This window comes from Micromonospora sp. WMMD980, from assembly GCF_029626035.1.
Classification (GTDB): domain Bacteria; phylum Actinomycetota; class Actinomycetes; order Mycobacteriales; family Micromonosporaceae; genus Micromonospora.
In genome coordinates this window covers 2,755,083-2,781,580 of record NZ_JARUBE010000003.1, presented here as the reverse complement: position 1 = coordinate 2,781,580, position 26,498 = coordinate 2,755,083, and the positions used below count along the sequence as shown (strand labels likewise).

Below are 26,498 nucleotides of genomic sequence, written 5' to 3'. Positions count from 1 at the left end.
CGGGAAGGAGCAGGACGGATGGAACGGTACGCGCCGGTGCTGGCCATGCTCGGGCTGGCCGTCGCCGGAGTGGGCACCCTGTACCTGGCGCACCTGCGCACGGCGGTGGCCGCCACGCCGTCGACCGTCGCGGCGTTCCGGTCCGGGCTGCCGCCCGCGGAGCACGCCGTCTCCCGGTTCCACGTCCGCTGGTACGCGGTCAGCCTGCTCTTTCTCGCCTTCGACGTGGAGATGCTGTTCATGTACCCGTGGGCGGTGGTGGTCGCCGACGTCGGCACGCCCGCCGTGGCGGAGATGTTCGTCTTCCTCGCCCTGCTGATGGCCGGCGTCGTCTACGCCTGGCGGGAGGGCGCGCTGCGGTGGGCCTGACCGGTGACCTCCTGGCCCGCTGGGCGGCCCGCCGGCCGCATCCGCTGGTCGTGGCCGCGCCCGGCGCCACCGTCGCCCGCCTGGCCGTGGAGGCGCACGCCGACCGGGCCGGATGGCCGCTCGCGCTGTCCCCGGCGGACGCCGACCTGCTGGTGGTGGTCGGCGAACCGGGGTCCGAACTGGTGGCGGCGGTCGAGCGGGCGTGGGCCCAGTTCCCCGGTCCCCGGGCGCGGGCTCGGGTCACCGACCCGGCCGGCGTGGCGTCCGCGCTGCACGCGGCCGTCGCCCGGCTGACCGGGACCGACAGCGAGCCGGCGGACCCCGGGCCGGAGGCGGGCGGCGGGCAGCACGACGGCGGGTCGGGATCGTCCGGCCACGGTGACCACGACGGGATGTCCATGCCGGGCGGCCTGATGATGGCCGAGCGGGCCGAGGACCGCGATGGGCTGAAACTGGACGTGCTGCACCTGGCGCTCGGCCCGGTGCTCGCGGACTGGCCGGCCGGCCTGGTCGTGGAGCTGGCCGTGCAGGGCGACGTGGTGCGGTCGGCGGACGCCCGGGTGCTGCCCCCGGCCGATCCCGCGGCGGTGCGACCGTACCCGGACCTGGACCATCCCGAGCTGCGCCGACGCCGGCAGGCGGTGGCCCATCTCGACGCCCTGGGCCGGCTCTGGGCGGTGGCGGGCTGGCCGGCCGGCGCGGTCGCCGCGCGTCGGCTGCGCGACGCGCTCGTCGACCACGTCCCGCTCACGGTGGCGTACGCCGGTTTCCGGGCGCTGGCCCGGCGGGCCCGGCGCTCGCGGGCGTTGCGTCGCGCCACGGACGGCCTGGGCGTGCTGCCCGAGGTGGCGGCGGGGCGTGCGGGGCTGGCCGGTCCGGCGGCGGTGTGCGGCGATGCGACCGACCGGTGGCGGCGCCGGCTGGCCGAGACGGACCGGCTGCTGGCCGGCGGTGACCCGGCCGCGCCGGAGCCGGACGCGGCGGCGGTGCTGGCGGTGGCCGCCCGGCTGACGATCGGGCTCGACCTGGCCGCGGCCCGGGTGGTGCTGGCCTCGTTCGACCCCGACCCGGACGCGGTGGTGGCCGCGGGGGTGCGGTCGTGACCGCCGGTCCGTGGTGGGGTGTGCTACCGGCCGCCGGGGTGCTGCTCGGCCTCGCGCTGGCCGCCGCGGTGCTGGCGGGGCTGCTGGACCCGGCCGGCGGCCCGACGGTCGCGTACCGGGCCGGACGGCCGCTGTGGGAGACCGCCCGGTTGCTGCGGCAGCGGCGGCGAACGGTGACGGCGGCGGACCTGCTGCTGTGGCGGCTCGGGCTGGCCGGGCCGCTGGTGGTGGCGCTGCTGATGGTCGTGGTGGTGCCGTTGGGCGACCGGGTGGTGGCCGACCTGCCGGTCGGGGTGGTCTGGTTCAACGCGATGGACGTGTTGCTCTGGGCGGCGGCGTGGCTCGCCGGGTGGGGGAGCAACAGTGGGTACGGCCTGGTCGGCGGCTACCGGTTCCTGGCGCAGGCGCTCGGCTACGAACTGCCGCTGATGTTCGCGCTGACCGCCCCGGCGGTGGCGGCCGGCAGCCTCCGGATCGCCGACGTGGTGGCGGCGCAGCGGGAGCTGTGGTTCGTGGGGTGGATGCCGGTGGCGTTCCTGGTCCTGCTCGGCGCGGCGCTCGCGTTCAGCATGTCCGGGCCGTTCGCCTATCCGAACGGGCGGGACGTGGCCGGTGGCGTGCTGGCCGAGCCGTCCGGCGTGGACCGGCTGGTCCTGCTCGCCGGCCGCTACGCGGTGCTGGTGGCGGGCGCGGCCACGGCGGTGGCGCTCTTCCTCGGCGGCGGGTCGGGGCCGCTGCTGCCGGCGTGGCTGTGGAGCGTGGCGAAGACGCTGGCCGTGCTGGCCGTCCTGGTGGCGCTGCGCGGTCGGGTGCCGGTGCTGCGGGCGGACCGGCTGATGCGCGTGGCCTGGCTGGTGGTGCTGCCCGCCACGCTGGCGCAGGTGCTCGTGGTGGCCGTGCTCGTGGTGGGGAGGGGATGAGGTGGCCGTCGTCGTCTTCGTCGTGCTGGCCGTCGTCGCCGTGGCGTCCGGTGTCGCGGTGTTCACGGTGGACTCGATGGCCCGGGCGACGTTCGCGCTGGCGCTGTCGTTCGTCGCGGTCGGTGGCGAGCTGCTCCTGCTCGACCTGGGCTACCTGGGCGTGGTGACGGTCCTGATGATGGTCATGGAGATGGCGATCATGGCGGTCTTCATGGTCATGTTCATGATGAACCCGGCCGGTCTGATGCCGATGTCGATGCTGCACAACCGGCGCGGCGCGCTGGCGGTCTCGGTCGGGGTCTTCGTCGTGCTGGCCGCCGGATCGGTGCTGGTGCCGTGGCCCAGCCGCCGTGGCGAGCCGCCCGCCGACCCGACCCGGGCCCTGGGCGAGGCGGTCATGGGTTCGAAGATGCTGGTCATGATGGCGGTCTCGGCGGTGCTGTTCGCCACCATGGTCGCCGCGCTGGTGCTCGCCACCGCCCGTGGCCGCTACGACCGCGCGGAATCCCCGGAGCGGCCGTGACGCTGCCGATGTTCCTGCTGCTCGCCTCCGCGCTGTTCAGCGTCGGCCTGTACGGCGCGTTGAGCCAGCAGGCGGTCGTGATGGTGATGATGGGCCTCGAACTCATGATCAACGGGGTGATCGTGGCCGCCGCGGCCCTCTGGTGGTTCCTCGCCCCGCAGCAGCCCGACGGGCAGGTGCTGGTGCTGGTGGTGATCGCCGCGATGACCGTGGAGATGGCGATGGGCTTCGCCGTGGTGACCCTGCTGTTCCGGTCGGGCGACGCCGACATGACCGACATGGCGGGGGAGCTGCGGGGATGAGCGCCGCGTTGTGGGCCCTGGTCGTCCTCCCGGCCGCCGCCGGAGGGACGCTGCTGCTCGGCGGGCGGCGGGCCGACCGGGTCGCGCCGGCGCTGGCGCTTGCTGTGGCCGCGCTTGTCACCGCCCTGGCCGCGACGGTGGCGCTGACCCGGCCGTCCGTCGACGCGCCGTTTCTGGCCGGCGCGCGGTGGGGGCTGTCCGTCGACGGGCTCGCCGCGCTCGTCGTCCCGGCGGTGGCCGCCGTGGCGCTGCTGGTGCTGGCGTACGCCGCCGCCGAGATCCGCTCCGACCGGTCCCGGTTCCACGGGCTGATGCTGGTCTTCCTCGCCGCGGTGCTGCTCACCGCCACCGCGACGACGCTGCCCGTGCTGCTGCTGGGCTGGGAGATCATGGGCGCGATGTCGTACGCGCTGATCGCGTTCCACTGGCGACGCGACGACGCGGTCGCGGCGGGCGGCACCGCGTTCCTCACCACCCGCGTCGGCGACCTCGGGCTCTACCTGGCCGCCGGGGCCGGACTGGCCGGCGGCACCCTCAACCTGACCGGGCTCGCCGCGCTGCCGACCGGCTGGCGGGACCTGGCCGCCGCCGGCGTGCTGGCCGCCGGATTCGGCAAGGCGGCCCAACTGCCGTTCTCGTTCTGGCTGTCCCGGGCCATGCTCGGCCCGAGCCCGGTCAGCGCGCTGCTGCACTCGGCCGCCATGGTGGCGATGGGCGGCTACCTGCTCGTCCGCGTGCACCCGTTGCTCGTGGCGACCGGCTGGGCGGTGGACGTGGCCGCCTGGGGCGGCGCGCTGACCGCCCTGGCACTCGGCGCGGTCGCGCTCGCCCAGACCGACCTGAAGCAACTGCTGGCCGCGTCCACCAGCGCCCAGCTCGGGTACGTGGTGCTGGGCGCCGCCGTCGCCCCGGCCGGCGCGGTCGCGCACCTGATCGGCCACGCGGCCACCAAGGCGCTGCTCTTCCTCGCCGCCGGGGCGTGGCTGACCGCGCTCGGCACCCGCCGGCTCTCCGCGCTGCGCGGCGCGGGCCGCCGCCGCCCGCTGGTGGGGGCCGTCTTCGCGGTGGGCGCCCTGGCGCTGGCCGGGGTGCCGCCGCTGGCGCTGTGGGCCACCAAGGACGAGGTGCTCGCCGGCGCCCGCGAGCGGTCCCCGGTGCTCTACCTGGTCGGCCTGGCCGGCGCGCTGCTCGCGGCCCTCTACGCCGGCCGGGCGCTCGCGGTGGTGCTGCGCCCGGTGCCGCCCGGCGCCGAGGCCGGGTACGACACCGAACGCGCCGGCACCCGCGAGGTGACCGCCGGGCAGCGGGTGCCGCTGGTGCCGCTGGCGGTGGGCGCGGCCGTGCTCGGCGCGCTGGCGCTCCCGCCGCTGTCGGGTGCGGTGGCCGGTGCCGTCGGAGCCGGTGCGGCGCCCCCGGTCCGGGGCGCCGACCTGGCCCTGTCCGGCCTGCTCGCGGTTGCCGGGGTGACGCTGGCGGTCGCCGCGCCGACCCGGCTGCCGGCCCCGGCCTGGGCCCGGGCCTGGCTGGGGCTCGATTCGGCGGCCCGGCTGCTGGTGGTCCGGCCGACGCTCGCGCTGGCCCGCGGGCTGGCCCGGTTCGACGACCGGGTGCTCGACCGGGCCGTGCACGCCGTGCCGAACGCGGCCCTCGGTGCGGCCCGGGGGCTGGCCCGGTTCGACGACGCCGTCCTTGGCCGGGGGGTCACCACGGTGCCGGTCCTGACCCGGCGGGCGGCGGAGGCCCTGGCCCGGGTGGACGACCACGGGGTGCACGCGGTGGTGCGCCGGCTCGCCCGGGCGGCCCGCCGGCTCGGCGTGCTGGCCCGCCGGCCGCAGACCGGCCTGGTCCACCAGTACTACGTCCAGGTGGTGCTCGTGCTGGGCGCCGCCGTGCTGATCCTGCTGCTGGCGAGGTGACCCGTGCTGTCCCTGATCGTCTTCACGCCGCTGGCCGTGGCCGTGCTCCTGCTGTGCTGGCGTGGCCTGCCGGCGCGGGCGGTGTCGTGGCTCTGGATCGCGGTCACCGGCGTCGAGGTGGCCGCGGTGTCGGCCCTGTGGTGGGCGTACCCGGGGCAGGGTTTCGCGTACGAGGTGGACCGGCAGTGGATTCCGGGCGCCGGGGCGGGCTACCACGTCGGGGTGGACGGGTTGTCGCTGCCGCTGCTCGCGCTCACCACAGTCGTCTTCGCCGCCTGCGCGGTCTACTCGCTGCGTCGCCAGCCCCGGCCGCGGCAGTTCGCCGCGCTCTTCCTCGCCCTCCAGACCACCTGCCTCGGGCTGTTCGTCTCGCTCGACCTGATCCTGTTCTTCGTCTTCTTCGACCTGTCCATCGTGGGCATGTACGCGGTGATCGCCGGCTGGGGGCACGGCCCGCAGGCCCGCCGCTCGGCGCTGACGTTCTTCCTCTACACGTTCCTCGGCTCGCTGGCGCTGCTGCTGGGCTTCATCGGCCTCTACGTCGCCGCCGCGCCGCACACCTTCGACATGGTGGCGTTGACCCGTGATCCGCCGACACAGGGCGTGGCCGGCGCGCTGGTGCTGCTGGCGGTGCTGTTGGGGCTGGCGATCAAGACGCCGACGTTCCCGTTCCACACCTGGTTGCCGCCGGCGCACACCGACGCCCCGGCCGCCGGTTCGGCGGTGCTGGCCGGGATCCTGCTCAAGATGGGCACCTACGGGTTCGTCCGGATCGCCATGCCGATGCTGCCCGACGCCTGGCGGCGCTACGCCTGGGTGATCGTCGTGGTCGGCGTGGTGAGCGTGCTCTACGGGGCGCTGGTGGCGCTCGCCCAGACCAACTTCAAGCGGATGATCGCGTACACCTCGGTCAACCACATGGGGTACGTGGTGCTGGCTGTCGGCGCGGCCGGCCTCGTCGCCGGCTCGGACGCGCAGGCCCGCGCGGTCGCGGTGACCGGCGCGGTCACCCAGATGGTCAGCCACGGGCTCATCACGTCGGCGTTGTTCCTGCTCGCCGGCGTCCTCTATGACCGGGGCGGCACCTACCGGATGGACGCCTACGGCGGGCTGGCCGGCGACACCCCCCGGTTCGCCGCGCTGACCGCGGTGGCCGCGTTCGCCAGCCTCGGCCTGCCCGGCTTCTCCGGGTTCATCGCCGAGTTCCAGATCTTCGCCGGCAGCCTGGGCTCCGCGCCGGTGGCGGTGGCGTTCGCGCTGCCCGGCATCCTGGTCACCGCCGCGCTGTTCCTGTGGGCGCTGCACCGGGTCTTCCTCGGCCCGGCCCGGCACCGCCTGTCCGCGACCGCCGACGTGACCGCCGCCGAGACCGCCGCGGTGCTGCCGCTGCTGGCGCTCTCCCTGCTGATCGGCGTGTTCCCCCGGCTGCTGCTGGACGTGGTGGAACCCGCCGCGCGGGCGGTCACCGAGCTGGTGGCCCGGTGAACGAGCGTCCGCTCGCCCTGCTGCCGGAGCTGCTCCTGCTGGCCGGTGCGGTCACCACGCTGCTCACCGGCGCGTTCCTGCCCCGGCGCCGGCAGTGGGTGGCCCGGCTGGTCGCCGCCGGGGCGATGCTCGCGGCCATGGTCGCCACCCTGCCCGCCGTGGGCGAGCGCACCACCGTGTACGCGCACAGCTACGCCCTCGACGCGGGCACCACCGCCGCCCGGCTGCTGATCCCGCTGGCCGGGCTGCTGGTGGTCGGGATCGCCGCCGGCCGGGTCGCCGGCAACCGGCGGGAGACCGAGTTCTACGTGCTGACGCTGCTCGCCGTGCTCGGCGCGGTGCTGCTCGCCGGCGCGTCGGACCTGCTGCTGCTCGCCGTGGCGTACCTGCTGTCGTCGGTGCCGCTGGCCGGGCTGGCCGGTTGGGGCCGGGACCGGCGGGGCGCCGAGGCGGCGCTCAAGGTCTATCTGATGGGCGCGCTGGCCGGCGTCGGCCTGCTGGCCGGCGCGGCGCTGCTGACCGCGCTCGGCGGCGGGACGAGCGACTACGACGGGCTGGCGACCGGCCTGGCCGGGGCGCCGTCCGCCGCCGTCGCGGTCGGGGTGGTCGGGGTGCTCGCCGGTCTGCTGTTCAAGATCGGCGCGGTGCCGGGGCACTTCTGGGTGCCCGACGCGGTGCAGGGCGCCTCGGTCCCGGCCGGCGCGCTGCTGACCACCGTTCCGAAGCTCGGCGGCCTGCTCGCGGCGTACCGGCTGTTCGCCGTGGCGGTGCCCGCCGACCTGGTGGACTGGCCGCTGCTGGTGGCGGTGCTCGCCGCGGTCACCATGACGCTGGGCAACTTCGCCGCGTTCGGCCAGGCGGACCCGCGCCGGCTGCTCGCCTACTCCACCGTGGCGCAGGTGGGCTACCTGCTGATGGCCGTCGCGGTCGCCGGCCGCGCCGAGCGCGCGCTGCCCGCCCTGCTGGTCTACCTCGCCGGGTACGCGGTGACGAACCTGGGCGCGTTCGCGGTGCTGGCCGCCGAACCGCACGACACCCTCGACGGCTACCGCGGGCTGGCCCGCCGCCGGCCCTGGCTCGCCGGGGCGCTGGCGATCTGCCTGCTGGGTCTCGTCGGCACGCCGCCGACGGCGGTCTTCGCCGGCAAGCTCACGGTGTTCACCGCCGCCTGGGACGGCGGGCTGGCCTGGCTGGTGGTGGTCGCCGCGGTCAACACCGTCGCGAGTCTCTTCTACTACCTGCGCTGGCTGGCCCCGGCGCTGTCCCTGCCGTCCGGTCCGGCTCCGCTGCCGTCCCGGTCGGCGGCCGGACCGCGGGTGGTGGCGGTGGCGACCGGGGTGGCGGCGCTTCTCGGCGCGGCCGGGGCCCTTCCGCTGGCCGGTCTGGTCGAGCAGACGCTGCAACGGTGACGTTTCGTCGACGGATCCGTCACCTTGTCGGTGGACCTCCGGTCCCGGTTAACCGAGACCGGAGCGGGTAGCGCTAGCCGACGGGTGCTCGCCGGGGCGAATCGGACCGGAACGGGGTGGCGGTGACGGAGTTCGCGATCTACGTCGCCGCGCTGGGCGCGGTGGCGGTCCTCGCCGTGCTGTCCAACCGGCTCGCCGACCGGCTGCGGCTGCCCGCGCCGGCGCTGTTCCTGTTCGCCGCCGCGATCGTCTCCGACCTGTTCCCGAAGCTGAACGAGCTGTCCCTGTACACGGTCCGGCACCTGGTCGAGATCGCGCTGGTGCTGGTGCTGTTCAGCGGCGGGATGAGCATGGGCTGGCGGCGGCTGCGGCCGTCGCTCGGCCCGGTGGCGCTGGTGGGCGTGGCCGGCACGCTGCTGACCGCCGGTGCGCTGGCCCTGGTGCTGCACTGGGTGTTCGGCTTCGACTGGCTCGCCGCGCTGCTGGTCGGCACCGCGCTGTCGCCGACCGACCCGGCCGCGGTGTTCTCGGTGCTGGGACGGCGGACCGTGGTGGGGCGCAGCGGCACCATCCTGGAGGGCGAGTCGGGCGCCAACGATCCCGTCGGGATCGCGCTGATGGTGAGCCTGCTCGCCGCCGGGACCGCCGGCGGGTGGTCGGCCGTCGCCTCCGGGGCGGGGGAGTTCGCGCTGCAACTGGTGGTCGGTTCGGTGATCGGGTTGGCCGGTGGGTGGCTCATCCTGCAGTTGATGCGTCGGGTGTCGCTGCCGGACGAGAGTCTCTACCCGCTCCAGGTGCTGTTCGCCGCGGTGTCGATCTACGGCGTGGCGACGCTGGCCCGGGGCTCCGGCTTCCTCGCGGTGTTCCTCGCCGGCATCGTCGTCGGCGACGCCCACGCGCCGTTCAAACGGGAGATCCAGCGCTTCCATGGCGCGCTGGCCAGCCTCGGCGAGATTCTGGCCTTCGGCCTGCTCGGCCTGATCGTGTCGTTGCGCAGCATGGTGAGCGAGCGGGCCTGGCTCACCGGCCTGGCGCTGGCCGTGCTGCTCACCTTCGTGATCCGGCCGATCGTGGTCGGTGGCTTGCTCAGCACGGTCCGGCTGCGCTGGGGTGAGCGGATCTTCGTGGTCTGGTCCGGGCTCAAGGGCGCGGTGCCGATCCTGCTGGGCACGTTCATCCTCACCGCCGACCTGGCGCAGGACCTGCGGCTGTTCGACATCGTCTTCGCCGTGGTCGCGTTCTCGATCGTGGTGCAGGGCGGGCTGGTCCCGCTCGTGGCCCGCTGGTGCCGGGTGCCGATGCGCAGCATCCCGCTGCAACCGTGGGCCGTCGGCATCCGGGTGCGGGGTGAGCCGGTCGGGCTGCGCCGCTACACGGTCGCGTCCGGCGCCCCGGCCGACGGCCGGCCGCTGTTCGAGCTGAGTCGCGACGAGGGGGTGTGGGTGAGCCTGGTCAGCCGCGACGGCGCGCAGGTCCGGCTCGGACGGGCGACGGTGCTGCGGGCCGGCGACGAGGTGCTGGTGGCCGGCGGCGAACAACCCGCCGCGGAGCGGGTCTTCACCGCTGGGGACGAGTGAGGGTTTCGTCGTCGTCGCGCCGGGTAGCCGGCGGATCTCGGGGAAGGGGGTGGGCCGTGGACCGCGGCAAGCTCGGTGACGTGGTGGTGGGGGCCGCGGGTGACGTGGCCGGCAGCGTGGTGGACCCGAGGGCGGGCCTGGGCAGGCTCCGTTCCGCGGTCACGTCTCGCGGGGTGACGACGCTGACCGTCGGTGCGCTCCTCGGCTATCTCGCGGCCAGGTCGGTGCGCCAGCGCTGAGTTCCGGCGGCCGGTGATGGACGCCGTCTCCGCTCTCGTCGGGCACCCGGGCTGGCTGGTCTGGGTGGCGGTGAAGGCGTTCCTGCTCTACCTGACCGCCGTGCTGGCGATGCGCCTCGGTGGTCGGCGGACGCTGGCCGAGTTGTCGGCGTACGACTTCGTGGCCGCCGTCGCGGTGGGCGCGATCGTCGGACGGTTGCCCAGCGCCCCGGACGGCAGCTACCTGTCCGGGGTGGCGACCCTGCTGGCCATCCTCGCCGCCCACGCGTTGATCACCTGGGTTCGCCTGCGGCCGGGTGGGCGACGGCTGATCGAGAAGGGCCCGGTGGTGGTGGTCGCCCGGGGTCGGGTGCTCACCGGCAACCTGCACCGCGCCGGGTTGACCCGGGCCGACCTGCTGGCCCTGCTGCGCGAGCACGGCATCGCCGAGGTGGACGTCGTGCACCTGGCGGTGCTGGAAGGGCGCGGACGACTGTCGGTACTGCCCCGGTCCGGACCAGGCGGCTGACTGCCGTGACGAAGCACGGCTCCGGATTGGTTTGCGGTGGCGGAGGCCGGGTAGCCGCCGCCCTGTCCCGCCCTGGTGCGCCGTGTCCGGTACGGCCGGTGTGGTGCACGAGGACGGGGTGAACCCCGGAAGAGGAGGACGACGTGCAGGAGATCGTGGGCGAGAGCCTGGCCCGACGCCTGGTGGAGTGGGGGGTCGACACCGTGTTCGGCCTGCCCGGCGACGGCATCAACGGCCTGATGGAGGGCTTCCGCCGGCAGCGGGAGAAGCTGCGCTTCGTGCTGGTGCACCACGAGGAGGCGGCGGCGTTCATGGCCACCGGCTACGCCAAGGCCACCGGCCGGCTCGGGGTCTGCTGCGCCACCTCCGGCCCGGGGGCGATCCACCTGCTCAACGGGCTCTACGACGCCAAGCTCGACCACGTGCCGGTGCTGGCCATCACCGGCATGCAGGAGACCTCGGTGCTGGGCGCGCACTACCAGCAGGAGGTGCACACCACCCAGCTCTACCAGGACGTCGCCTCCTACAACCTGATGGTCACCAACCCGCAGCAGATGCCGGCGGTGGTGGACCTGGCGATCCGTGACGCGATGAGCAAGCGGACCGTGGCGCACCTGACCTTCCCCAACGACGTGCAGGTGGCGCCGGCCTCCGACGACCCGTACCGGCACGTGAGCCCGGGCAAGCCGCCGATGAGCGCGACCACGGTGTCGTACCCGCAACTGCCGGCGGACCCACGGGAGCTGGCGAAGGCGGCCGAGGTGCTCCGGGCCGGGCGGAAGGTGGCCATGCTGGTCGGCGTGGGCGCGCGCGGTGCCCGCGAGCAGGTGCTGGCGGTGGCCGAGGCCCTGGCCAGCCCGATCGTCAAGACGCTGCCCGGCAAACTGGTGGTGCCGGACGACCACCCGCTGACCACCGGCGGGCTCGGCCTGCTCGGCACCGCGCCGAGCGAGGAGCTGATGGAGGAGTGCGACACCCTGCTGATGGTGGGCACCTCGTTCCCGTACGGGAAGTACCTGCCCGGCCCGGGGCAGGCGAAGGTGGTGCAGATCGACGTCGACCCCAGCCTGATCGGGATGCGGCTGCCCGTCGAGGCGCCGGTCTGCGCGGACGCCCGGCTGGCGCTGCGGGACCTGCTGCCGATGCTCGACCACGGCCCGGACCGGTCGTTCCTGAAGAAGTACCAGGGCAAGATGAACGACTGGCGGTCGGAGATGACCAGCCTGGTGGATCCGGAGCGGTCGCCGATCGCGCCGCAGTATCTGATGGGCTGCGTCGACGAGGCCGCCGCCGACGACGCGATCCTGACCTGCGACTCGGGGACCATCGCCACCTGGTCGGCGCGGCACTGGACGATCCGCGGGGATCGCGAGTTCTACCTGTCGGGCAACCTGGCCACGATGGCGCCGGGCCTGCCGTACGCCATCGCCATGCAGCACGCCTACCCGGGCCGGCAGGTGATCGCGTTCGTCGGTGACGGCGGGTTCGCCATGCTGATGGCCGAGTTCCTCACCGCGGTCCGGCACGACCTGCCGGTCAAGGTGGTGATCAACAACAACAACTCGTACGGGCAGATCCTGTGGGAGCAGATCATCCTCGGCTACCCCGAGTACGCGGTGCGGCACCGGCAGCCGGAGGCGGACTTCTCCACCTGGGCGCGTGGCTGCGACGCGTTCGGGGTGAAGGTGACCGACGCGAAGGCGCTGCCGGGCGCGATCCGGGAGGCGCTCGCGCACCCCGGCCCGGCGCTCGTCGACTGCGACGTGAACCCGAACGAGCCGCCGATGCCCGGCAAGATCAAATATGACCAGGCGAAGCACTTCACCGAGGCGTTCCTGCGCGGCCAGCCGCACAAGGTCGCCACCGTGGCGTCCGTCGCCCGCGACAAGATCAACGAGCTGCGGTCATGACCGAGGTGCTGCCCGACCCGGTTCGGCGGCCACCCGAGCCGACCGACGACGTCGACCTGACCGCGCTCGCCGCCGACCTGCGGGCGGAGGTCGACGGCGAGGTCCGTTTCGACGCCGGCTCCCGCGCCGCGTACTCCACCGACGCCTCCAACTACCGCCAGGTGCCGCTCGGGGTGGTGGTGCCCCGCACGGTGGAGGCGGCGGTGGCCGCGGTGGCGGTCTGCCGCCGCCACGGCGCGCCGCTGACCTCGCGCGGCGGCGGCACCAGCCTGGCCGGCGAGTGCACCAACACCGCCGTGATCCTCGACTGGTCGAAGTACTGCCACCGGCTGCTGGAGGTCGACGAGCGGGCCGGCACCTGCCTGGTCGAACCCGGCATCGTGCTCGACGAGCTGAACGCCCAACTCGAACCGACCGGCCTGGAGTACGGGCCCCGCCCGGCCACCCACAACCACTGCACGCTCGGCGGCATGATCGGCAACAACTCCTGCGGCGCCACCGCCCAGCGCGCCGGCAAGGTGGTCGACAACGTCGTCGAGCTGGAGGTGCTGCTGCACGACGGCACCCGGATGTGGGTGGGGGAGACCAGCGACGAGGAGTACGAGCGCATCCAACGCGACGGCGGACGCCGGGCCGAGATCTACCGCCGGCTGCGGGCGTTGCGCGACGAGTACCTGGCCGACATCCGCACCCGCTACCCGCACATCCCCCGCCGGGTCTCCGGCTACAACCTGGACAGCCTGCTGCCGGAGAAGAACTTCCACGTCGCGCAGGCCCTGGTGGGCTCCGAGGGCACTTTGGTCACGGTGCTGCGGGCGCGGCTGAAGCTGATCCCCCGGGTCAAGGCCGACGCGATGGTGTTCCTCAGCTACCCGGACGTCGCGTCGGCCGGCGACGACGTGCCGCGGGTGCTGGAACACCAGCCGATCGCGCTGGAGGGCATCGACGACAAGCTCATCAGCTTCGAGCGACGCAAGAGCCTGCACCCGCACGCGTTGCACGAGTTGCCCGAGGGCGGCGCGTGGCTGATGGTGCAACTCGGCGGCGACACGCCGGAGCAGGCACGGGCCGCCGCCGACCGGCTGATCGCGGCCGTCCGCCGCGACGGCGGGCCGCGCGTGCACGAGTTCGCCGACCCGGCCGACGAGAAGCGCATGTGGGCGGTCCGCGACTCCGCGCTGGGCGCCACCGCCCACGTGCCCGACTCGGAGAACACCTGGCCCGGCTGGGAGGACTCGGCGGTCGCCCCGGACCGGCTCGGCGACTACCTGCGCGACCTCCAGGCGCTCTACCGCGAGTACGGCTACCAGCAGGCGTCCCTGTACGGGCACTTCGGGCAGGGCTGCGTGCACACCCGGATCCCGTTCCGGCTGCGCACCGCCGACGGCGTCCGCGACTTCCGCTCCTTCGTCGAACGCGCCGCCGACCTCGTGGTCTCCTACGGCGGGTCGTTCTCCGGCGAGCACGGCGACGGCCAGGCCCGCGGCGAGCTGCTGCCGAAGATGTACGGCGAGCGGCTGATCCGGGCGTTCGGCCAGTTCAAGGCGATCTTCGACCCGGACGACCGGATGAACCCGGGCAAGGTGATGCCGCCCTATCCGCTCGACAGCCACCTGCGCCTCGGCGTCGACTACGACCACGGCGGCGTACGGACCACGTTCGCCTTCCCCGACGACGGCGGCAGTTTCGGCGACGCGGTGTTGCGCTGTGTGGGCGTCGGCAAGTGCCGGCGGCACTCCGGCGGGGTGATGTGTCCGTCGTACATGGTCACCCGGGAGGAGGAGCACTCGACCCGGGGGCGCTCCCGGCTGCTGTTCGAGATGCTCGACGGCGCGGCCCGCAGCGGGACCATCGGCGACGGCTGGCGCTCCGACGCGGTCCGCGACGCGCTCGACCTCTGCCTGGCCTGCAAGGGCTGCAAGGCCGACTGCCCGGTCAACGTGGACATGGCCACCTACAAGGCCGAGTTCCTGTCCCACCACTACGCCGGCCGGCTGCGCCCCCGTGCGCACTACTCGATGGGCTGGCTGCCGCTGGTGGCCACCGTGGCTGCCCGGCTGCCCCGCACGGTCAACGCCCTCGCGCACGCCCCCGGGCTAGGCCGCCTCGCCAAGATCGTCGGTGGGATCGACCGGCGCCGGGACATCCCGCTGTTCGCGGCCGAGTCGTTCCAGCGCTGGTTCGCCCGCCGCACCCCGACCGGCGACGGTGCCCGGGGCGAGGTCGTGCTCTGGCCGGACACCTTCACCAACCACTTCCACCCGGCGGTGGCCCGCGCGGCGGTCGAGGTGCTGGAGGCCGCCGGCTGGCGGGTACGCGTACCGGACGGCCCGGTGTGCTGTGGCCTGACCTGGATCTCCACCGGCCAGCTCGACATCGCCAAACGGGTGCTGCGACGCAGCGTGGACGCGCTGCGGCCCCACCTGCGTGCCGGCACCCGGGTGGTGGGGCTGGAGCCGAGCTGCACGGCGGTGTTCCGCAGCGACGCCCACGAGCTGTTCCCGGCCGACGACGACGTCACCCGGCTGCGGGAACAGACCGTCACGCTCGCCGAGCTGCTGCACGACCACAGCCCCGGCTGGCGGCCGCCCCGGCTGGACGCGCACGCGCTGATCCAGACCCACTGTCACCACCACGCGATCCTCGGCACCGCCGCCGACCAGGCCGTGCTGCACGCGGCCGGCGTCGACGCCGAGTTCCTGGACTCCGGCTGCTGCGGCCTGGCCGGCAACTTCGGCTTCGAGCAGGGCCACCACGAGGTGTCCGAGGCGTGCGCGGAACGGGTGCTGCTGCCCGCCGTCCGGGACGCCGCCGAGACCGACGTGATCCTCGCCGACGGGTTCAGTTGCCGTACCCAGGTCGAGCAGAGCGCCTCCGACGGCCGTTCCGCGCTCCACCTGGCCGAGCTGCTGCGCGCCGCGCTGCACAACGACACCGTCCCCCGGCGGCCGGAACAGGGCTGGGGTGACCGGCCCCGGCCACCCGGCGCGCCCGCGCGCTGGGCGGCGGCCGGGCTGGTGGTGGCGGCCGGGCTGACCGCCGCGACGGCGCTGGCCCGCCGGTGGACGCGGTGACCGGCGTCGGCCTCACCGCCGAGGCGTACCGGATTCCGACCGACGCCCCGGAGGGCGACGGCACCCTCGCCTGGACCGCCACCACCCTGGTGCTGGTCCGGGCGCGCGCCGACGGGCACACCGGGATCGGCTGGACCTACGGCCCGACCGCCGTCGTCGCGGTGGTGGCGGACCTGCTCGCGCCGGTGCTCGCCGACCTCGACCCGGACGACGTGCCGGCGGCCTGGGACCGGATGCGGCGCCGGCTGCGCAACGCCGGACGGCCCGGCGTCGCCGGGCTCGCCCTGTCCGCCGCCGACTGCGCGCTGTGGGACCTGAAGGCGCGCCGGCACGACCTGCCGCTGGCCCGGCTGCTCGGCGCCGCCCGCCGGGAGGTGCCGGTCTACGGCAGCGGCGGCTTCACCACCTACGACGCCCAGCGGCAGCACCGGCAGCTCGCCGGCTGGGCGCACGAGCAGGGCATCCCCCGGGTGAAGATCAAGATCGGTGAGTCGTGCGGCACCGAGGTGCGGCGCGACCTGGAGCGGATGGCCGCCGCGCGCCGCACCATCGGCGACGACGTCGAGTTGTTCGTCGACGCCAACGGCGCGTACCAGCGCAAGCAGGCGATCCGGGTCGCGCACGCCGCCGCCGACCTCGACGTGCGCTGGTACGAGGAGCCGGTCAGCTCCGACGACCTGCCCGGCCTCGGCCTGGTCCGCGACCGGGTCGCGCCCGACGTCACGGCGGGGGAGTACGGCTACGACCTGATCTACTTCCACCGGATGGCCCCGTATGTGGACTGCCTGCAGATCGACGTCACCCGGTGCGGCGGGATCAGCGAGTTCCTCCGCGCGGCGGCGGTGGCGGATGCCGCCGGGCTCCAGGTGTCCGGGCACTGCGCGCCGCACCAGCACCTCGCGGTCGCCGCCGCCACCCCCAACCTGCGGCACCTGGAGTGGTTCCACGACCACGTCCGGATCGAGGCGATGCTCTTCGACGGCGCGCAGCCGGCCACCGGCGGCGCGGTGCCGGTGCAGCTCGACCGGCCGGGCAACGGGTTGGAGTTCCGGGCCGAGCAGGCCCAGCGGTTCCGGGTGGCGTGACATGGGTCGTCGACGAGCGCTGCGACGCGCGGTGTTGACCGGCCGTGTGGCCTGGGGAACGCTGCTGCTGCTCGCCCCCGGGGCGCTGCTGCGGCCGGTCGGCCCGACCACCGCCGCCGCGACGGCGACGCTGCGGGTGCTCGGCGTCCGTCACCTCGCCCAGGCCACGGTCACCCTCCGGTGGCCGGCACCGGGCGTGCTCGCCGCCGGCGCGGCGTTCGACGGCGCCCACGCGCTCACCGCCCTCGCCCTCGCCGCCGCCGACCGGCGGCAGCGACACGCCGCGCTAGCCGACGCCGCCGTCGCCGCCGCCTGGGCGGCGCTGGGCGCGGCCACCGCACGCCACGAGGAGGAGCCATGAGGACCGAGGAACTGCACCAGCCGACCGGCCGGGTGCTGGTTGTCGTCTGCGACAAGGGCGACGAACCGGTCACCGCCATCGCCGACGCGCTGCGCCGCCACGACCTGCGCGCCGGCCGGGTCACCGCCGTGGGCGGCTTCCAGGAGGCCGAGGTCGGCTGGTTCGACCGGGAGAAGGGCGACTACCGGCACATCCCGGTCCGCGAGCAGGTGGAGGTGCTGTCGCTGGTCGGTGACGTGGCCGCCCGCGACGGCGAGCCCGCCCTGCACGTGCACGCCGTGCTGGGCCGCTCCGACGGCAGCACCGTGGGCGGGCATTTGCTCTCGGCCCGGGTGTGGCCGACGCTGGAGGTGATCGTCACCGAGGTCGCCCCCGAACTGGCCAAACGGGTCGACCCGGAGACCGGGCTGGCGCTCATCTCCGGCCCGGGCCGGTAGGCCGGTCAGCGGCAGGGATCGACCTGGCCGAGCGTCACCGCGGTCTCCACCATCAGCGCGTGCACGAAAGCCTGGGGCAGGTTGCCGCGCAACTGGCGCTGCCGCACGTCGTACTCCTCGGTGTAGAGACCCGGCGGGCCGCAGGCGGCCCGGTTGCGTTCGAACCACCGGTTGGCGCCCACCGCGTCGCCGGCCTGCCAGGCGGCCAGCGCGGCGGCGAACCCGCACAGCAGGAACGCGCCCTCGGCGTCACCGAGCGGACGCCGGTCCGGCCGGAACCGGTAGAGATACCCGTCCCGGGCCAGGTCGGCGACGACCGCGCGGCGGGTCCGGTCGGTGCGCGGGTCCTGCGGCGGAAGCGCCCCCCGGATCCCGGGCAGCAGCAACGCGGCGTCCACCCGGTCGTCGTCGTAGGCGCGCCGCCAGTGCCCGTCCGCCGACAACCCGTGCGCGGCGGCGTCGGCCAGGATCCGGTCGGCCAGCGCCGACCAGTGCCCGGCCGAGCCCGCCGTCGCGGTACGCGCCGCCGCCCGCAGCCCCGCCACGCAGGTCAGCTTCGAGTGCGTCCACTGCCGGGGCGGCAGTTCCCAGATGCCGGAGTCCGGCTGCGACCAGCGCCGCTCGATCACCTCGGCGGTGACCCGCATCGCCCGCCGGCCGTCGCTGTCGAGCCGGTCGTGGCGCTGGGCGGCGGCCAGCACCATCAGCACCTCGCCGAACGCGTCGAGCTGGAACTGGCCGCGCACCCAGTTGCCGGTGCGGGCCCCCGCCCCCGGATAGCCGGGCAGGCCGTCCAGCTCCTGCTCCGGCGGCACCGGCCCACCGCCGACCGTGTACGCCGGCGCGAGGTCGTCGCCGTCGGCCAGCACCCGATCGGTCAGGAACGCGACCGCGTCGTCGAGCAGGTCGTAGCGGCCGACCAGCGCGGCGGCCTGGCCGGCGAAGGACTGGTCGCGGATCCAGGCGTACCGGTAGTCGTAGTTGCGGCCCGCCATCGCCCGCTCCGGCAGCGCGGTGGTGGTGGCGGCGACCATGCCGCCGTCCGGGCGGGTCATGCCGCGCAGCACCGCGTAGGCCAGCGTGGCGTCCCGGGCCGCCGGCCCGTCCAGCGACGGGACCGCCGACGCCCAGTTCTGCTCGGTGGTGCGCCACAACTCCCCGGGGGGCTCGCACGGTCGGTCGAGCGGGCCGGCGGCCAACTCCAGCACCAGGTCGTGCCGGCCGCCCGCCGGGACCGTCAGCTCACCGGCCAGGAAGCCGTGCCGGTCCGGGTGCAGCCCGCCGCCGCCCTGCAACCGCAGGTGCAGCCCGCCGGTGCGGGCGAGCCAGCGCTCGCCGTCGCGGGTCACGTCCCGCACCGGCTCCCGGCCGAAGCCGGCCCGCGGGTCCAGCACCACCCGCACCCGCGCCGGCCGGTCGAGCGCGTGGACCTGGCGCAGCAGCACCAGGCGACCCGCCTCCCCCGGGAAGACCAGCGCCTCCCGGGACTCGACGATCCCGTCGCCGGTGACCCACCGGCTGCGCCAGATCAGCGAACCAGGCTCGTAGTGCCCACCCCAGACGAACCGGTCGGCCGCCGGCGCGACCAGGTATCGGCCCGCCCCGCCGAGCAGCGCGCTGAACACCGCCGGATCGGACCAGCCGGGCGCGCACAGCCACGCGACGTCCCCGCCGGGGCCGACGAGCGCGCCCCGGTGCCCGTCGCCGAGCAGCGCGTAGTCCCGCAGCACCGCCGGCGTGGTGCCGGCGGCCGGCTGGTCGGCGCCCGCTGCGGCCATGGTGTCGCTCCTCTCGTCGGTGTCCGTGGCGTGCGGTACCCAGCCGGCCCGCCCTGACACGCGCGGGCGGCCGGAATCAACCCCGCCGGGATGACTGGGCCGGGCACCGACGGGTAGTGCGGGCAGCAGGACTCGACGACGGGAGACGAGATGGGCAGGCGGCGGCAGGACAACCAGGTGGCGGTGGTGACCGGAGCCAGCGCGGGCGTCGGCCGCGCCACGGTACGGCTGCTGGCCCGGCGCGGCATCGCGATCGCGCTGCTCGCCCGCGGGCGCGTGGGACTCGACGCCGCCGCCGAGGAGGTGCGGGCCGCCGGCAGCCGGGCCCTGCCGATCGAGGTCGACATGGCCGACCACGACCAGGTCGTCGACGCCGGCCGGCGCGTCGAGGCGGAGTTGGGCCCCATCGACCTGTGGATCAACGACGCGTTCAGCTCCGTCTTCGCGCCGTTCCAGCAGACCCGGCCCGAGGAGTTCCGCCGGGCCATGGAGGTCACCTACCTCGGTTACGTGCACGGCACCCGGGTCGCGTTGTCCCACATGACCCCCCGCGACCGGGGCACCATCGTGCAGGTCGGCTCCGCGCTGGCCTATCGGGGCATTCCCCTGCAGGCGGCCTACTGCGGGGCGAAGCACGCCATCGTCGGGTTCACCGAGTCGCTGCGCTGCGAGTTGATGCACGAGCGCAGCAACGTCACGGTGACGATGGTGCACCTGCCGGCGGTGAACACCCCGCAGTTCGACTGGCTGCTGTCCCGGCTGCCCCGGCACGCCGAGCCGGTGCCGCCGATCTACGCGCCGGAGGTGGCCGCCCGCGCGATCGTCGGCGCCGCGGACCGGCCCGGCCGGCGTGAGTACTGGGTCGGCGCCTCCACCGCGCTGACCATCCTCGGCAACCGTGTCGTACCCGGGCTGCTGGACCGCTACCTGGCCCGTACCGGCTACAAGTCCCAGCAGACCGGCCGCCCCGCCGACCACGACCGGCCGAACAACCTCTGGCATCCCCTCGACGGACCCGGCGGGCGCGACTACGGCGCGCGGGGCGACTTCTCCTCCCGGGCGTACGGCCACAGCCCGCAGGCCTGGCTCTCCCGGCACCGGGTGGGCGTGGCCGCCGGCGTGCTCGGCGCGGCGGCCGGCGTCCTCGCCTGGCGTCGCGCCTGATTCCGCCGACGGACCGACCCGCGGGGCGCGGGCGGCTGACCCGGGACGTCGTCGGCGGGGCGGCGGATCCCGGAAAGCGGGTGGCGGACCGCGGCGGCGGTTGCTAGGTTGCCGGAGGCCGTGCGAGAGACCGAGGAGGTGGTACCCGTGAACGTTTCGACATGGGTGCTCCCCCGCGGGGTCACGGTCGGGCGATAGGTCGTCCGGGAGCGCCGTTCCACGAGCACTCCCGAAAGGCACGACCATGCGATTCACCACAGAGCGGCGTCTCGACGGCGACGTCCTCGAACGCGAGATCACCCTCGGCGAGGTCCCGGGCGTCCTGTGGACGCCGGCGTCCGCGTCCGCGCCGGTCCCGCTGATCCTGCTCGGTCACCCTCCACTGGGGCTGCGCGCGATGTACCCCCGGCTGGTGGCCCGGGCCCACCGGGCCGCCGTGGACGGCTTCGCCTCGGCCACCATCGAGCTGCCCGGCAGCGGGGACCGGCCCCGGTGGGCCGCCCTCGATCAGGCTCGCGCCGACATGCGCCGGGCCGTGGCGGCGGGCGGGCCGGTCGGCGCCGAGATCGTCGACGCGCTCATCCTCCCGCTGGCGGACCGGGCGGTCCGGGAATGGCGGGCCGCCCTGGACGCCCTGCTGTCACTGCCCGAGATCGGTGGCCCGGTCGGCTACGCGGGGGGTGTGATCTCCATCGGCGTCCGGCTCGCGGTGGCCGAGCCCCGCATCGTGGCCGCCGGCCTCTTCGCCGGGAGTTTCGTGCCGCGCGTCGTGTTCGAGGAGGCCCGGCAGGTCACCATTCCGCTGCACGTCCTGCTGCAGTGGGACGACGAGGGGAACGACCGGCAGGCGGCCCTGGAGCTGTTCGACGCCTTCGGCTCCAGGGAGAAGACGCTGCACGCCAACATGGGTGGACACACGGGTGTGCCGCCGTTCGCCGGGGAGGACGCGGCCGGATTCTTCGCCCGGCACCTACGTCCGCCGGGCGACGACCGCCACCGCTGACGGCGGCGCGGGCGTGAGGCGCCGCCGGCGGGGCATCCGCGGTTCTTCCGGGATCGTCCCCGGCCGGCGGCGTCCGGCCGGTCCGGCGGAGACGGTGATCACCTGCGTGCCGACGGTGTGTCGGGTCTTCACGGCCGCCCCCGGCGGCTGAGCAACTCCTGGAGGTCGGGGAGCCGGCCGAACATGTCGGGCAGGCCACGCAGGCCGTCGCGTACCGAGCGGTGCGACAGCGCGAGATCGGGGCCGCCGCCCGGCTCGACGCCGGCGAGGCAGCGCCTGACGTTCCACCTCGTGTGCCCGAGCCAACCGCCGATCATGAAGACGAACCAGCTCGGGCCCGGCGGTGGCAGTGCCGCGCCGGCGGAGACGTAGCCGTCGAGGACCGAGCGGAAGACGGCCGGCCTGACGTCGTCGAAGCCGGGGCCCTTCGCGAGGCTCAGCGCCGTCGAGCCGAGCTCGCCGGACAGGTCGAGCAGCCCGGACAGCTCCCAGTCGAGCACCACCGGACGGCCGTGGCGGGCGAGCAGGTTCCACGGCTGCACGTCCCGGTGGGTCAGCACCACCGGCCCCGGTCGTTCGCAGGTGTCGACGAGGTCGGCGATCGCGAGCAACGTCCCGACCTGGGCGGCGAGCTCCTCGGCCCACGGTTGTCCGGTCGCCGCCGCCCGCGCCGCGAGGTCGGGCCAGTCCCGTGGCGTCGGTTCCTCGCCCGGCGGCCGGGGCCAGTCGACGTCGAGCGTGTGGAGGCGGGCGAGGATCTCACCGATCTCGAACGCGTACGCCTCGGACACCGGCGCCTCGGGCACGCGCTCGCCGTCGACCCAGCGGTGAACGAGCGTGCGGTGGTCGGCCGAGATCGGCTCCGGCATCGGGATGCCGGCGGCGAAGGTGGCCCGTTCGAACCGGAACACGTCCGCGGCGGGGTACGTCGAGCGGCGGTCGGCGAGGTTCATCTCCTTCACCGCGAACGACCCCTGGTCGGTGTCGAGGCGGTAGGTCCGGTTGGCGAACCCGCCGTGGACGCGGGTCATCGCTCCGGTCGGCGTGCCGAGACGGGACAGCTCCACGCCGTGCCACTCTAGGGCGGCGCAGCTCATCCCGGCGCCCGTGCCGGGGTCGGGGGGCGGCCGGGATCTCTGGGGTTCCTGGTAGGGGGGAGCCGTTCCTTATGGTGGCTTTCGGACCGAGTCGCCCCCTGGAGGTTGGTGATGACGACACTTCCGGACGCCGGGCTGCGCGCGCGGATGGCGGGTTACTACGACATCCTGGAGAAGGCCGCGGGCGAGGGCGATCTCTATGCCCGGCTGCTGCGGGGGCCGGCCGATCCCTATCCGGTCTACGAGCAGATCCGGGCGCTCGGGCCGCTGCCGCGCAGCGCGCTCGGCACGTGGGTGACCACCGATCACCGGATCGCCAACAAGGTGCTGCGGGACCGCCGCTTCGGCGTGCGGCTGGCCGACGGGCAGAAGGTGCCGGAGTTCATGAACTTCGACAACTCGATGCTCGGGCTGGACCCGCCGAACCACGCCCGCCTGCGCAAGCTGACCATCCCGGCGCTGAATCCGCGGATGGCCGACAAGTGGCGGGACCGGGCGGACGAACTCTGTGCCCGCTTCATCGACGAGCTGCCCACCGATGGCACCCCGTTCGACCTGATGACCGAGTTCGCGCAGAAGCTGCCGGTCACCGTGATCGCCGATCTCGTCGGCATTCCGGACGACCTGCGGCCGCGTTTCACGCGGCTGAGCCGGCGGATCGCACCCCTGCTCGACGGCGTGGTCTCGTTCCACAAGGTACGCGGTGTGGACCTGGCGATCGGCGAGCTGACCGACATGTTCCGCGGCATCATCGAGCTGCGGCAGGAGGATCCGGGCGACGACCTGATCAGCCAGATGCTGCCGGCGATCGACGACGGCAGGCTGACCATGGCCGAACTCGAGCCGCTGTGCATGTTCCTGCCGCTGGCCGGCTCGGAGACCACCGTCAACCTGATCGGCAACGGGGTACGGGCGCTACTGGCCAACCCCGACCAGTGGGACATGCTCCGCGCCGACCCCAAGGGACTGGCGGCGGGCGTGGTCGAGGAGACGCTGCGGTTCGACCCGCCGGTGCAGCAGTACCGGCGCGTCGCGCACCAGGAGATCGAACTCGCCGGGGAGGTCCTGCCGGTCGACGGCGAGCTGGCGATCCTGGCCGCCGCCGCGAATCGGGACCCGGCCGTCTTCGACGACCCGCACCGCTACGACATTACCCGCCGCAGCGCCGCCGACACGCTGTCCTTCTCGGCCGGTATCCACTACTGCCTCGGCGCGCCGCTGGCCCGGGTCGAGGCCGAGGCGGCGTTCCGGGCGATCGCGACACGCCTGCCCGACCTGCGCGTGGCGGGCGAGCCCCGGCGACGCGACTCCTTCATCATCCACGGCATGCTGCACTTCCCCCTCTCCGCCGGGTGAGCGCAGTGGAGCAAACCTGTTCGTAAGCGCTTCCGTACATGGCGCAAGTCGGGCAAAATGGGCCCGCCACCTAGCGACTTCGAGGGGAATCATGGAGTCATCGACCACTCAGTACGCCGCAGCGGAAAGTCCTGATGTGGATGGCCGACCGGCGGCGTTGCGTCTGTCCGGCCTGCACAAGGAGTTCGGCTCGAACACCGCGGTCGACCACGTCGACCTCGAGGTGCCGCAGGGCTCCTTCTTCGGACTGGTCGGCCCGAACGGAGCGGGCAAGACGACGTCGTTGTCCATGGCGGTCGGGCTGCTCCGTCCGGACGAGGGCGCGTCCGAGGTGTTCGGAGTGGACGTCTGGTCCGACCCGGTCCGGGCGAAGACGCTGATGGGTGTGCTGCCGGACGGGCTGTCCATGCCGGAGCGACTGACCGGCCGCGAGCTGCTCACGTACGTCGGGCAGCTGCGCGGCATCGAGAACGACGTGCTGGTCGGCCGGGTCCAGGAACTGCTCGACGTGATGGAACTGGGCGGTGCCGAGCGCACCCTCGTGGTCGACTACTCCACGGGTATGCGGAAGAAGATCGGGCTGGCGACCGCGCTGCTGCACGGGCCCCGGTTGCTGGTGCTGGACGAGCCGTTCGAAGCGGTCGACCCGGTGTCCGCGGCCGCCCTCAAGGCGATCCTCGTCGGGTTCGTCTCCGCCGGTGGCTCGGTGGTGCTCTCCAGCCACGTGATGCCGCTCGTCGAGCAGCTCTGCGACACCGTGGCCATCATGGCCGGGGGCAAGGTCGTGGCGGCCGGCCCACTCGCCGAGGTGCGCGGCGACACCACCCTGGAGCAGACGTTCGTGCGGCTGGTCGGCGGCGACGAGCACACCCGGAAGGGGCTGTCGTGGCTGGCGTCCTGATCCGGATGAAGCTGTCGATCATCAAGAACTCGATGACCGGCGGCCGGGCCGCGTGGATGCTCGTCGGCGCGGTCTTCGGCCTGCTGTTCGCCGCCGCCACCATCTGGCTCTCCCTGGTCGACCTGCCCAACCCCGACGTGCTGGGCGACCTGGTCGCCGGCGTCTTCCTGATGTGGACGCTCGGCTGGCTGATCGGCCCGCTCTGGGGCGGCTCGGCGGTGCTGCGGGCCGACCACTTCACACTGCTGCCGGTGCCCCGGCCCCGGCTCGCGGTCGGGCTGCTGGGTGCGGCGTTCGTCGGGATCACCACCGCGGTCACCGCGCTGGGCTTCCTCGCCCTGATCACGTACGCCGCCCGACAGGGGCTCGGGCCGGCGTTGCTGGCGGTGCCGGTCGCGGCCCTGCAACTGATCTTCGTGGTGCTGTTGTCCCGGGTGGTCTACGCGTTGTTCGGCGTCGTCGCCGCGTCCCGGGTCGGCGCGGCGATCACCGGCGTGCTGTTCGCGGCGATGCTCGTGCTCACCCAGTCCGGCTGGATGATCGTCGTGGCGGTGATGTACTCCGACATCCTGGAGACCGGCTTCTCGCACACCACCACCGTCACGCTGCGGGCGATCCCGTCGAGCTGGGGCGTGGTGGCGGTGGACGCCGCGGGTCGCGGGGACTGGCCGCTCGCGCTCGCCGCGCCGGCCGGGCTGGCCGTGCTCTGCGTGCTGCTGCTGCTCGTCTGGTCGGTCGAGCTGGGCAACCCGCGCCGGGCTCGGGTCACCATCCGGGGCAGCGCCGGCCGCGCCCCGGTCAGCGGCGGCCCGCTCGCCGGCACGACCGGCGCGGTCGTCCGCAAGGAGCTGCGCACCTGGTGGCGTGACCCGCTGCGGACCACCACCGCGGTGGTGCCGATCGTCTGGGCGCTGGGCACCGTGCTGCTGCCGCTGACCTTCGACGCCCGGCTCCTGCTGCCCTGGGCCGGCCCCGCGCTCGCGCTCTTCGCGATCACCTCGGCCTGCAACCTCTACAGCCAGGACGGCACCGCCCTCTGGCAGACGATGACGACCGGCACCCAGCGCGCCGACGTGCGGGGCCGCCAGTGGGCGTACCTGATCGTCTTCACACCGCCGGCCGTGGTCCTGAGCGTCGCCTTCGTCTGGTGGAGCGGTCTGACCTGGACCTGGCCGTGGGTGGCAGCGGCCGTGCCCGCCCTGCTCGGCGGCGGCGCCGGCCTGATCATCTATTCGTCGGTGTTCGGCATGGTTCCCGGACCGGACGCCCACAAGCGGCCGAGCAACCCGCTGGAGCGCGCCGACACCACCGGCCAGTCCAACGTGCTGTTCTGGGTCGGGCTGCTGCCGCCGGCGCCCGCGCTGGCCCTGGTCTACCTCGGCACCCGGTTCGACCAGCCGTTGCTGACCTGGGCCGGGGTGCCGGTCGGGGTGCTCACCGGGGTCGCCGTCGCCTGGGTGCTGGGCGGCGCGGCGGTCCGCAAGCTCAGCGCGGACGGCTCCGACCTGCTGCACACCATGCGCACCGGCCGGTCCACCGTGGTCCGCCGGGCCGGCGACCCCGAGGCGGTCAAGAAGGGCGGCACGATGGAGGGGCTGAGCTGGGGCCTCGGCTCGATCCTGCTGATCCCGCAGGGGATCATCCCGCTGGTCTTCATCCTGTCCGACATCGACGTCAAGTCCTGGTTCCTCGCGATGTACGTGCGGCCCCTCTACGGCGTGCCGATCGCCGTGGTCAGCATCCTGGCCGGCGTCGCCCTGTACGCCCGGGCCATCATGACCAAGGTCAACAACCGGGCCGGACGCGCCGCCGCGCCGTCCCCGGCCCAGGGTCGGGAACTCGAATCGGTCTGACCGACGACCACCCGCGCGAGGGGCGGGGCAGGCATCACCACGATGCCTGCCCCGCCCCTTTCCCGGTTGCGGTGAGGGGCTGCCGCCCCGCCTAGGGGTTGGTCCGTGAGCAGGGCATTCATAGTGTT

Annotated in this window: 23 protein-coding genes; 21 read left to right on the top strand and 2 right to left on the bottom strand. The window is 74.3% G+C overall.

What is annotated here, in order from left to right; genetic code table 11:
• The first annotated feature begins 45 nt into the window (after positions 1 to 45).
• The 16 genes from O7618_RS12790 to O7618_RS12715 all read left to right on the top strand — a co-directional run bounded on the left by O7618_RS12790 (position 46) and on the right by O7618_RS12715 (position 17,218).
• Positions 46 to 369 carry an NADH-quinone oxidoreductase subunit A gene (locus tag O7618_RS12790; RefSeq protein ID WP_278109986.1) on the top strand — a complete coding sequence of 108 codons (324 nt, stop codon included), beginning with the start codon at positions 46 to 48 and terminating at the stop codon, positions 367 to 369.
• Entirely contained in the window at positions 360 to 1,472 is a 1,113-nt protein-coding gene (locus O7618_RS12785) for a hypothetical protein (RefSeq protein WP_278106300.1), read from the top strand. Before O7618_RS12790 ends, O7618_RS12785 begins: the two co-directional genes overlap by 10 nt.
• The gene (locus O7618_RS12780) at positions 1,469 to 2,392 is read left to right on the top strand and encodes a complex I subunit 1 family protein (protein WP_278106298.1); all 924 of its coding nucleotides are present in this window, start codon (positions 1,469 to 1,471) and stop codon (positions 2,390 to 2,392) included. Before O7618_RS12785 ends, O7618_RS12780 begins: the two co-directional genes overlap by 4 nt.
• Before the next feature lies 1 nt (position 2,393).
• A complete protein-coding gene (locus O7618_RS12775; protein WP_278106296.1) occupies positions 2,394 to 2,915 on the top strand; it encodes an NADH-quinone oxidoreductase subunit J in 522 nt (173 codons plus the stop codon).
• Positions 2,912 to 3,217, top strand: a complete 306-nt coding sequence (nuoK, locus tag O7618_RS12770; RefSeq protein WP_278106295.1) for an NADH-quinone oxidoreductase subunit NuoK — start codon at positions 2,912 to 2,914, stop codon at positions 3,215 to 3,217. The genes O7618_RS12775 and nuoK overlap by 4 nt, the downstream gene beginning before the upstream one ends.
• Positions 3,214 to 5,133: a proton-conducting transporter membrane subunit gene (locus O7618_RS12765; protein ID WP_278106294.1), complete on the top strand. Its 1,920-nt coding sequence runs from the start codon at positions 3,214 to 3,216 to the stop codon at positions 5,131 to 5,133. Before nuoK ends, O7618_RS12765 begins: the two co-directional genes overlap by 4 nt.
• Before the next feature lie 3 nt (positions 5,134 to 5,136).
• Positions 5,137 to 6,618, top strand: coding sequence for an NADH-quinone oxidoreductase subunit M (locus O7618_RS12760; RefSeq protein WP_278106293.1), 1,482 nt, complete (start codon positions 5,137 to 5,139; stop codon positions 6,616 to 6,618).
• Positions 6,615 to 8,027 carry a proton-conducting transporter membrane subunit gene (locus O7618_RS12755; RefSeq protein WP_278106292.1) on the top strand — a complete coding sequence of 471 codons (1,413 nt, stop codon included), beginning with the start codon at positions 6,615 to 6,617 and terminating at the stop codon, positions 8,025 to 8,027. Before O7618_RS12760 ends, O7618_RS12755 begins: the two co-directional genes overlap by 4 nt.
• A 122-nt stretch (positions 8,028 to 8,149) precedes the next feature.
• Positions 8,150 to 9,604, top strand: coding sequence for a cation:proton antiporter (locus O7618_RS12750; protein ID WP_278106291.1), 1,455 nt, complete (start codon positions 8,150 to 8,152; stop codon positions 9,602 to 9,604).
• Positions 9,605 to 9,660: 56 nt separating this feature from the next.
• The gene (locus O7618_RS12745; protein WP_278106290.1) at positions 9,661 to 9,843 is read left to right on the top strand and encodes a hypothetical protein; all 183 of its coding nucleotides are present in this window, start codon (positions 9,661 to 9,663) and stop codon (positions 9,841 to 9,843) included.
• 16 nt (positions 9,844 to 9,859) lie between these two features.
• Positions 9,860 to 10,351 (top strand): YetF domain-containing protein, encoded by a 492-nt coding sequence (locus tag O7618_RS12740; protein WP_278106289.1) that lies wholly within the window; start codon positions 9,860 to 9,862, stop codon positions 10,349 to 10,351.
• Positions 10,352 to 10,494: 143 nt separating this feature from the next.
• Positions 10,495 to 12,261 (top strand): thiamine pyrophosphate-binding protein, encoded by a 1,767-nt coding sequence (locus tag O7618_RS12735; RefSeq protein ID WP_278106288.1) that lies wholly within the window; start codon positions 10,495 to 10,497, stop codon positions 12,259 to 12,261.
• Complete coding sequence (locus O7618_RS12730) at positions 12,258 to 15,335, top strand: FAD-binding and (Fe-S)-binding domain-containing protein (RefSeq protein ID WP_278106286.1); 3,078 nt, start codon at positions 12,258 to 12,260, stop codon at positions 15,333 to 15,335. The genes O7618_RS12735 and O7618_RS12730 overlap by 4 nt, the downstream gene beginning before the upstream one ends.
• Positions 15,332 to 16,420, top strand: coding sequence for an enolase C-terminal domain-like protein (locus O7618_RS12725; protein ID WP_278106284.1), 1,089 nt, complete (start codon positions 15,332 to 15,334; stop codon positions 16,418 to 16,420). The genes O7618_RS12730 and O7618_RS12725 overlap by 4 nt, the downstream gene beginning before the upstream one ends.
• Position 16,421: 1 nt before the next feature.
• Positions 16,422 to 16,781 carry a hypothetical protein gene (locus O7618_RS12720; RefSeq protein ID WP_278106282.1) on the top strand — a complete coding sequence of 120 codons (360 nt, stop codon included), beginning with the start codon at positions 16,422 to 16,424 and terminating at the stop codon, positions 16,779 to 16,781.
• Positions 16,778 to 17,218, top strand: coding sequence for a PPC domain-containing DNA-binding protein (locus O7618_RS12715; RefSeq protein ID WP_278106281.1), 441 nt, complete (start codon positions 16,778 to 16,780; stop codon positions 17,216 to 17,218). The genes O7618_RS12720 and O7618_RS12715 overlap by 4 nt, the downstream gene beginning before the upstream one ends.
• Before the next feature lie 5 nt (positions 17,219 to 17,223).
• Here the strand turns inward: O7618_RS12715 and O7618_RS12710 are convergent, their stop codons facing one another.
• Entirely contained in the window at positions 17,224 to 18,996 is a 1,773-nt protein-coding gene (locus O7618_RS12710) for a glycoside hydrolase family 15 protein (RefSeq protein WP_278106280.1), read from the bottom strand.
• A 150-nt stretch (positions 18,997 to 19,146) separates the two neighbouring features.
• On the opposite strand from O7618_RS12710, the gene O7618_RS12705 reads away from it, so the two are divergent.
• Complete coding sequence (locus O7618_RS12705; protein ID WP_278106279.1) at positions 19,147 to 20,160, top strand: SDR family oxidoreductase; 1,014 nt, start codon at positions 19,147 to 19,149, stop codon at positions 20,158 to 20,160.
• A gap of 244 nt (positions 20,161 to 20,404) precedes the next feature.
• Entirely contained in the window at positions 20,405 to 21,163 is a 759-nt protein-coding gene (locus O7618_RS12700; protein ID WP_278106278.1) for an alpha/beta hydrolase, read from the top strand.
• Between the two features lie 128 nt (positions 21,164 to 21,291).
• Here O7618_RS12700 and O7618_RS12695 read toward each other — a convergent pair whose 3' ends face one another.
• Positions 21,292 to 22,230 (bottom strand): phosphotransferase, encoded by a 939-nt coding sequence (locus O7618_RS12695; protein ID WP_278106276.1) that lies wholly within the window; start codon positions 22,228 to 22,230, stop codon positions 21,292 to 21,294.
• A gap of 141 nt (positions 22,231 to 22,371) precedes the next feature.
• Here O7618_RS12695 and O7618_RS12690 point away from each other — a divergent pair, with 141 nt between their 5' ends.
• From O7618_RS12690 to O7618_RS12680, 3 genes are all read left to right on the top strand, one after another.
• On the top strand, positions 22,372 to 23,616 hold the full coding sequence (locus O7618_RS12690; RefSeq protein WP_278106275.1) for a cytochrome P450: 1,245 nt from the start codon (positions 22,372 to 22,374) through the stop codon (positions 23,614 to 23,616).
• Positions 23,617 to 23,752: 136 nt separating this feature from the next.
• Positions 23,753 to 24,517 (top strand): ABC transporter ATP-binding protein, encoded by a 765-nt coding sequence (locus tag O7618_RS12685; protein ID WP_278106274.1) that lies wholly within the window; start codon positions 23,753 to 23,755, stop codon positions 24,515 to 24,517.
• On the top strand, positions 24,502 to 26,370 hold the full coding sequence (locus O7618_RS12680) for a hypothetical protein (protein ID WP_278106273.1): 1,869 nt from the start codon (positions 24,502 to 24,504) through the stop codon (positions 26,368 to 26,370). The genes O7618_RS12685 and O7618_RS12680 overlap by 16 nt, the downstream gene beginning before the upstream one ends.
• Positions 26,371 to 26,498 lie beyond the last annotated feature (128 nt).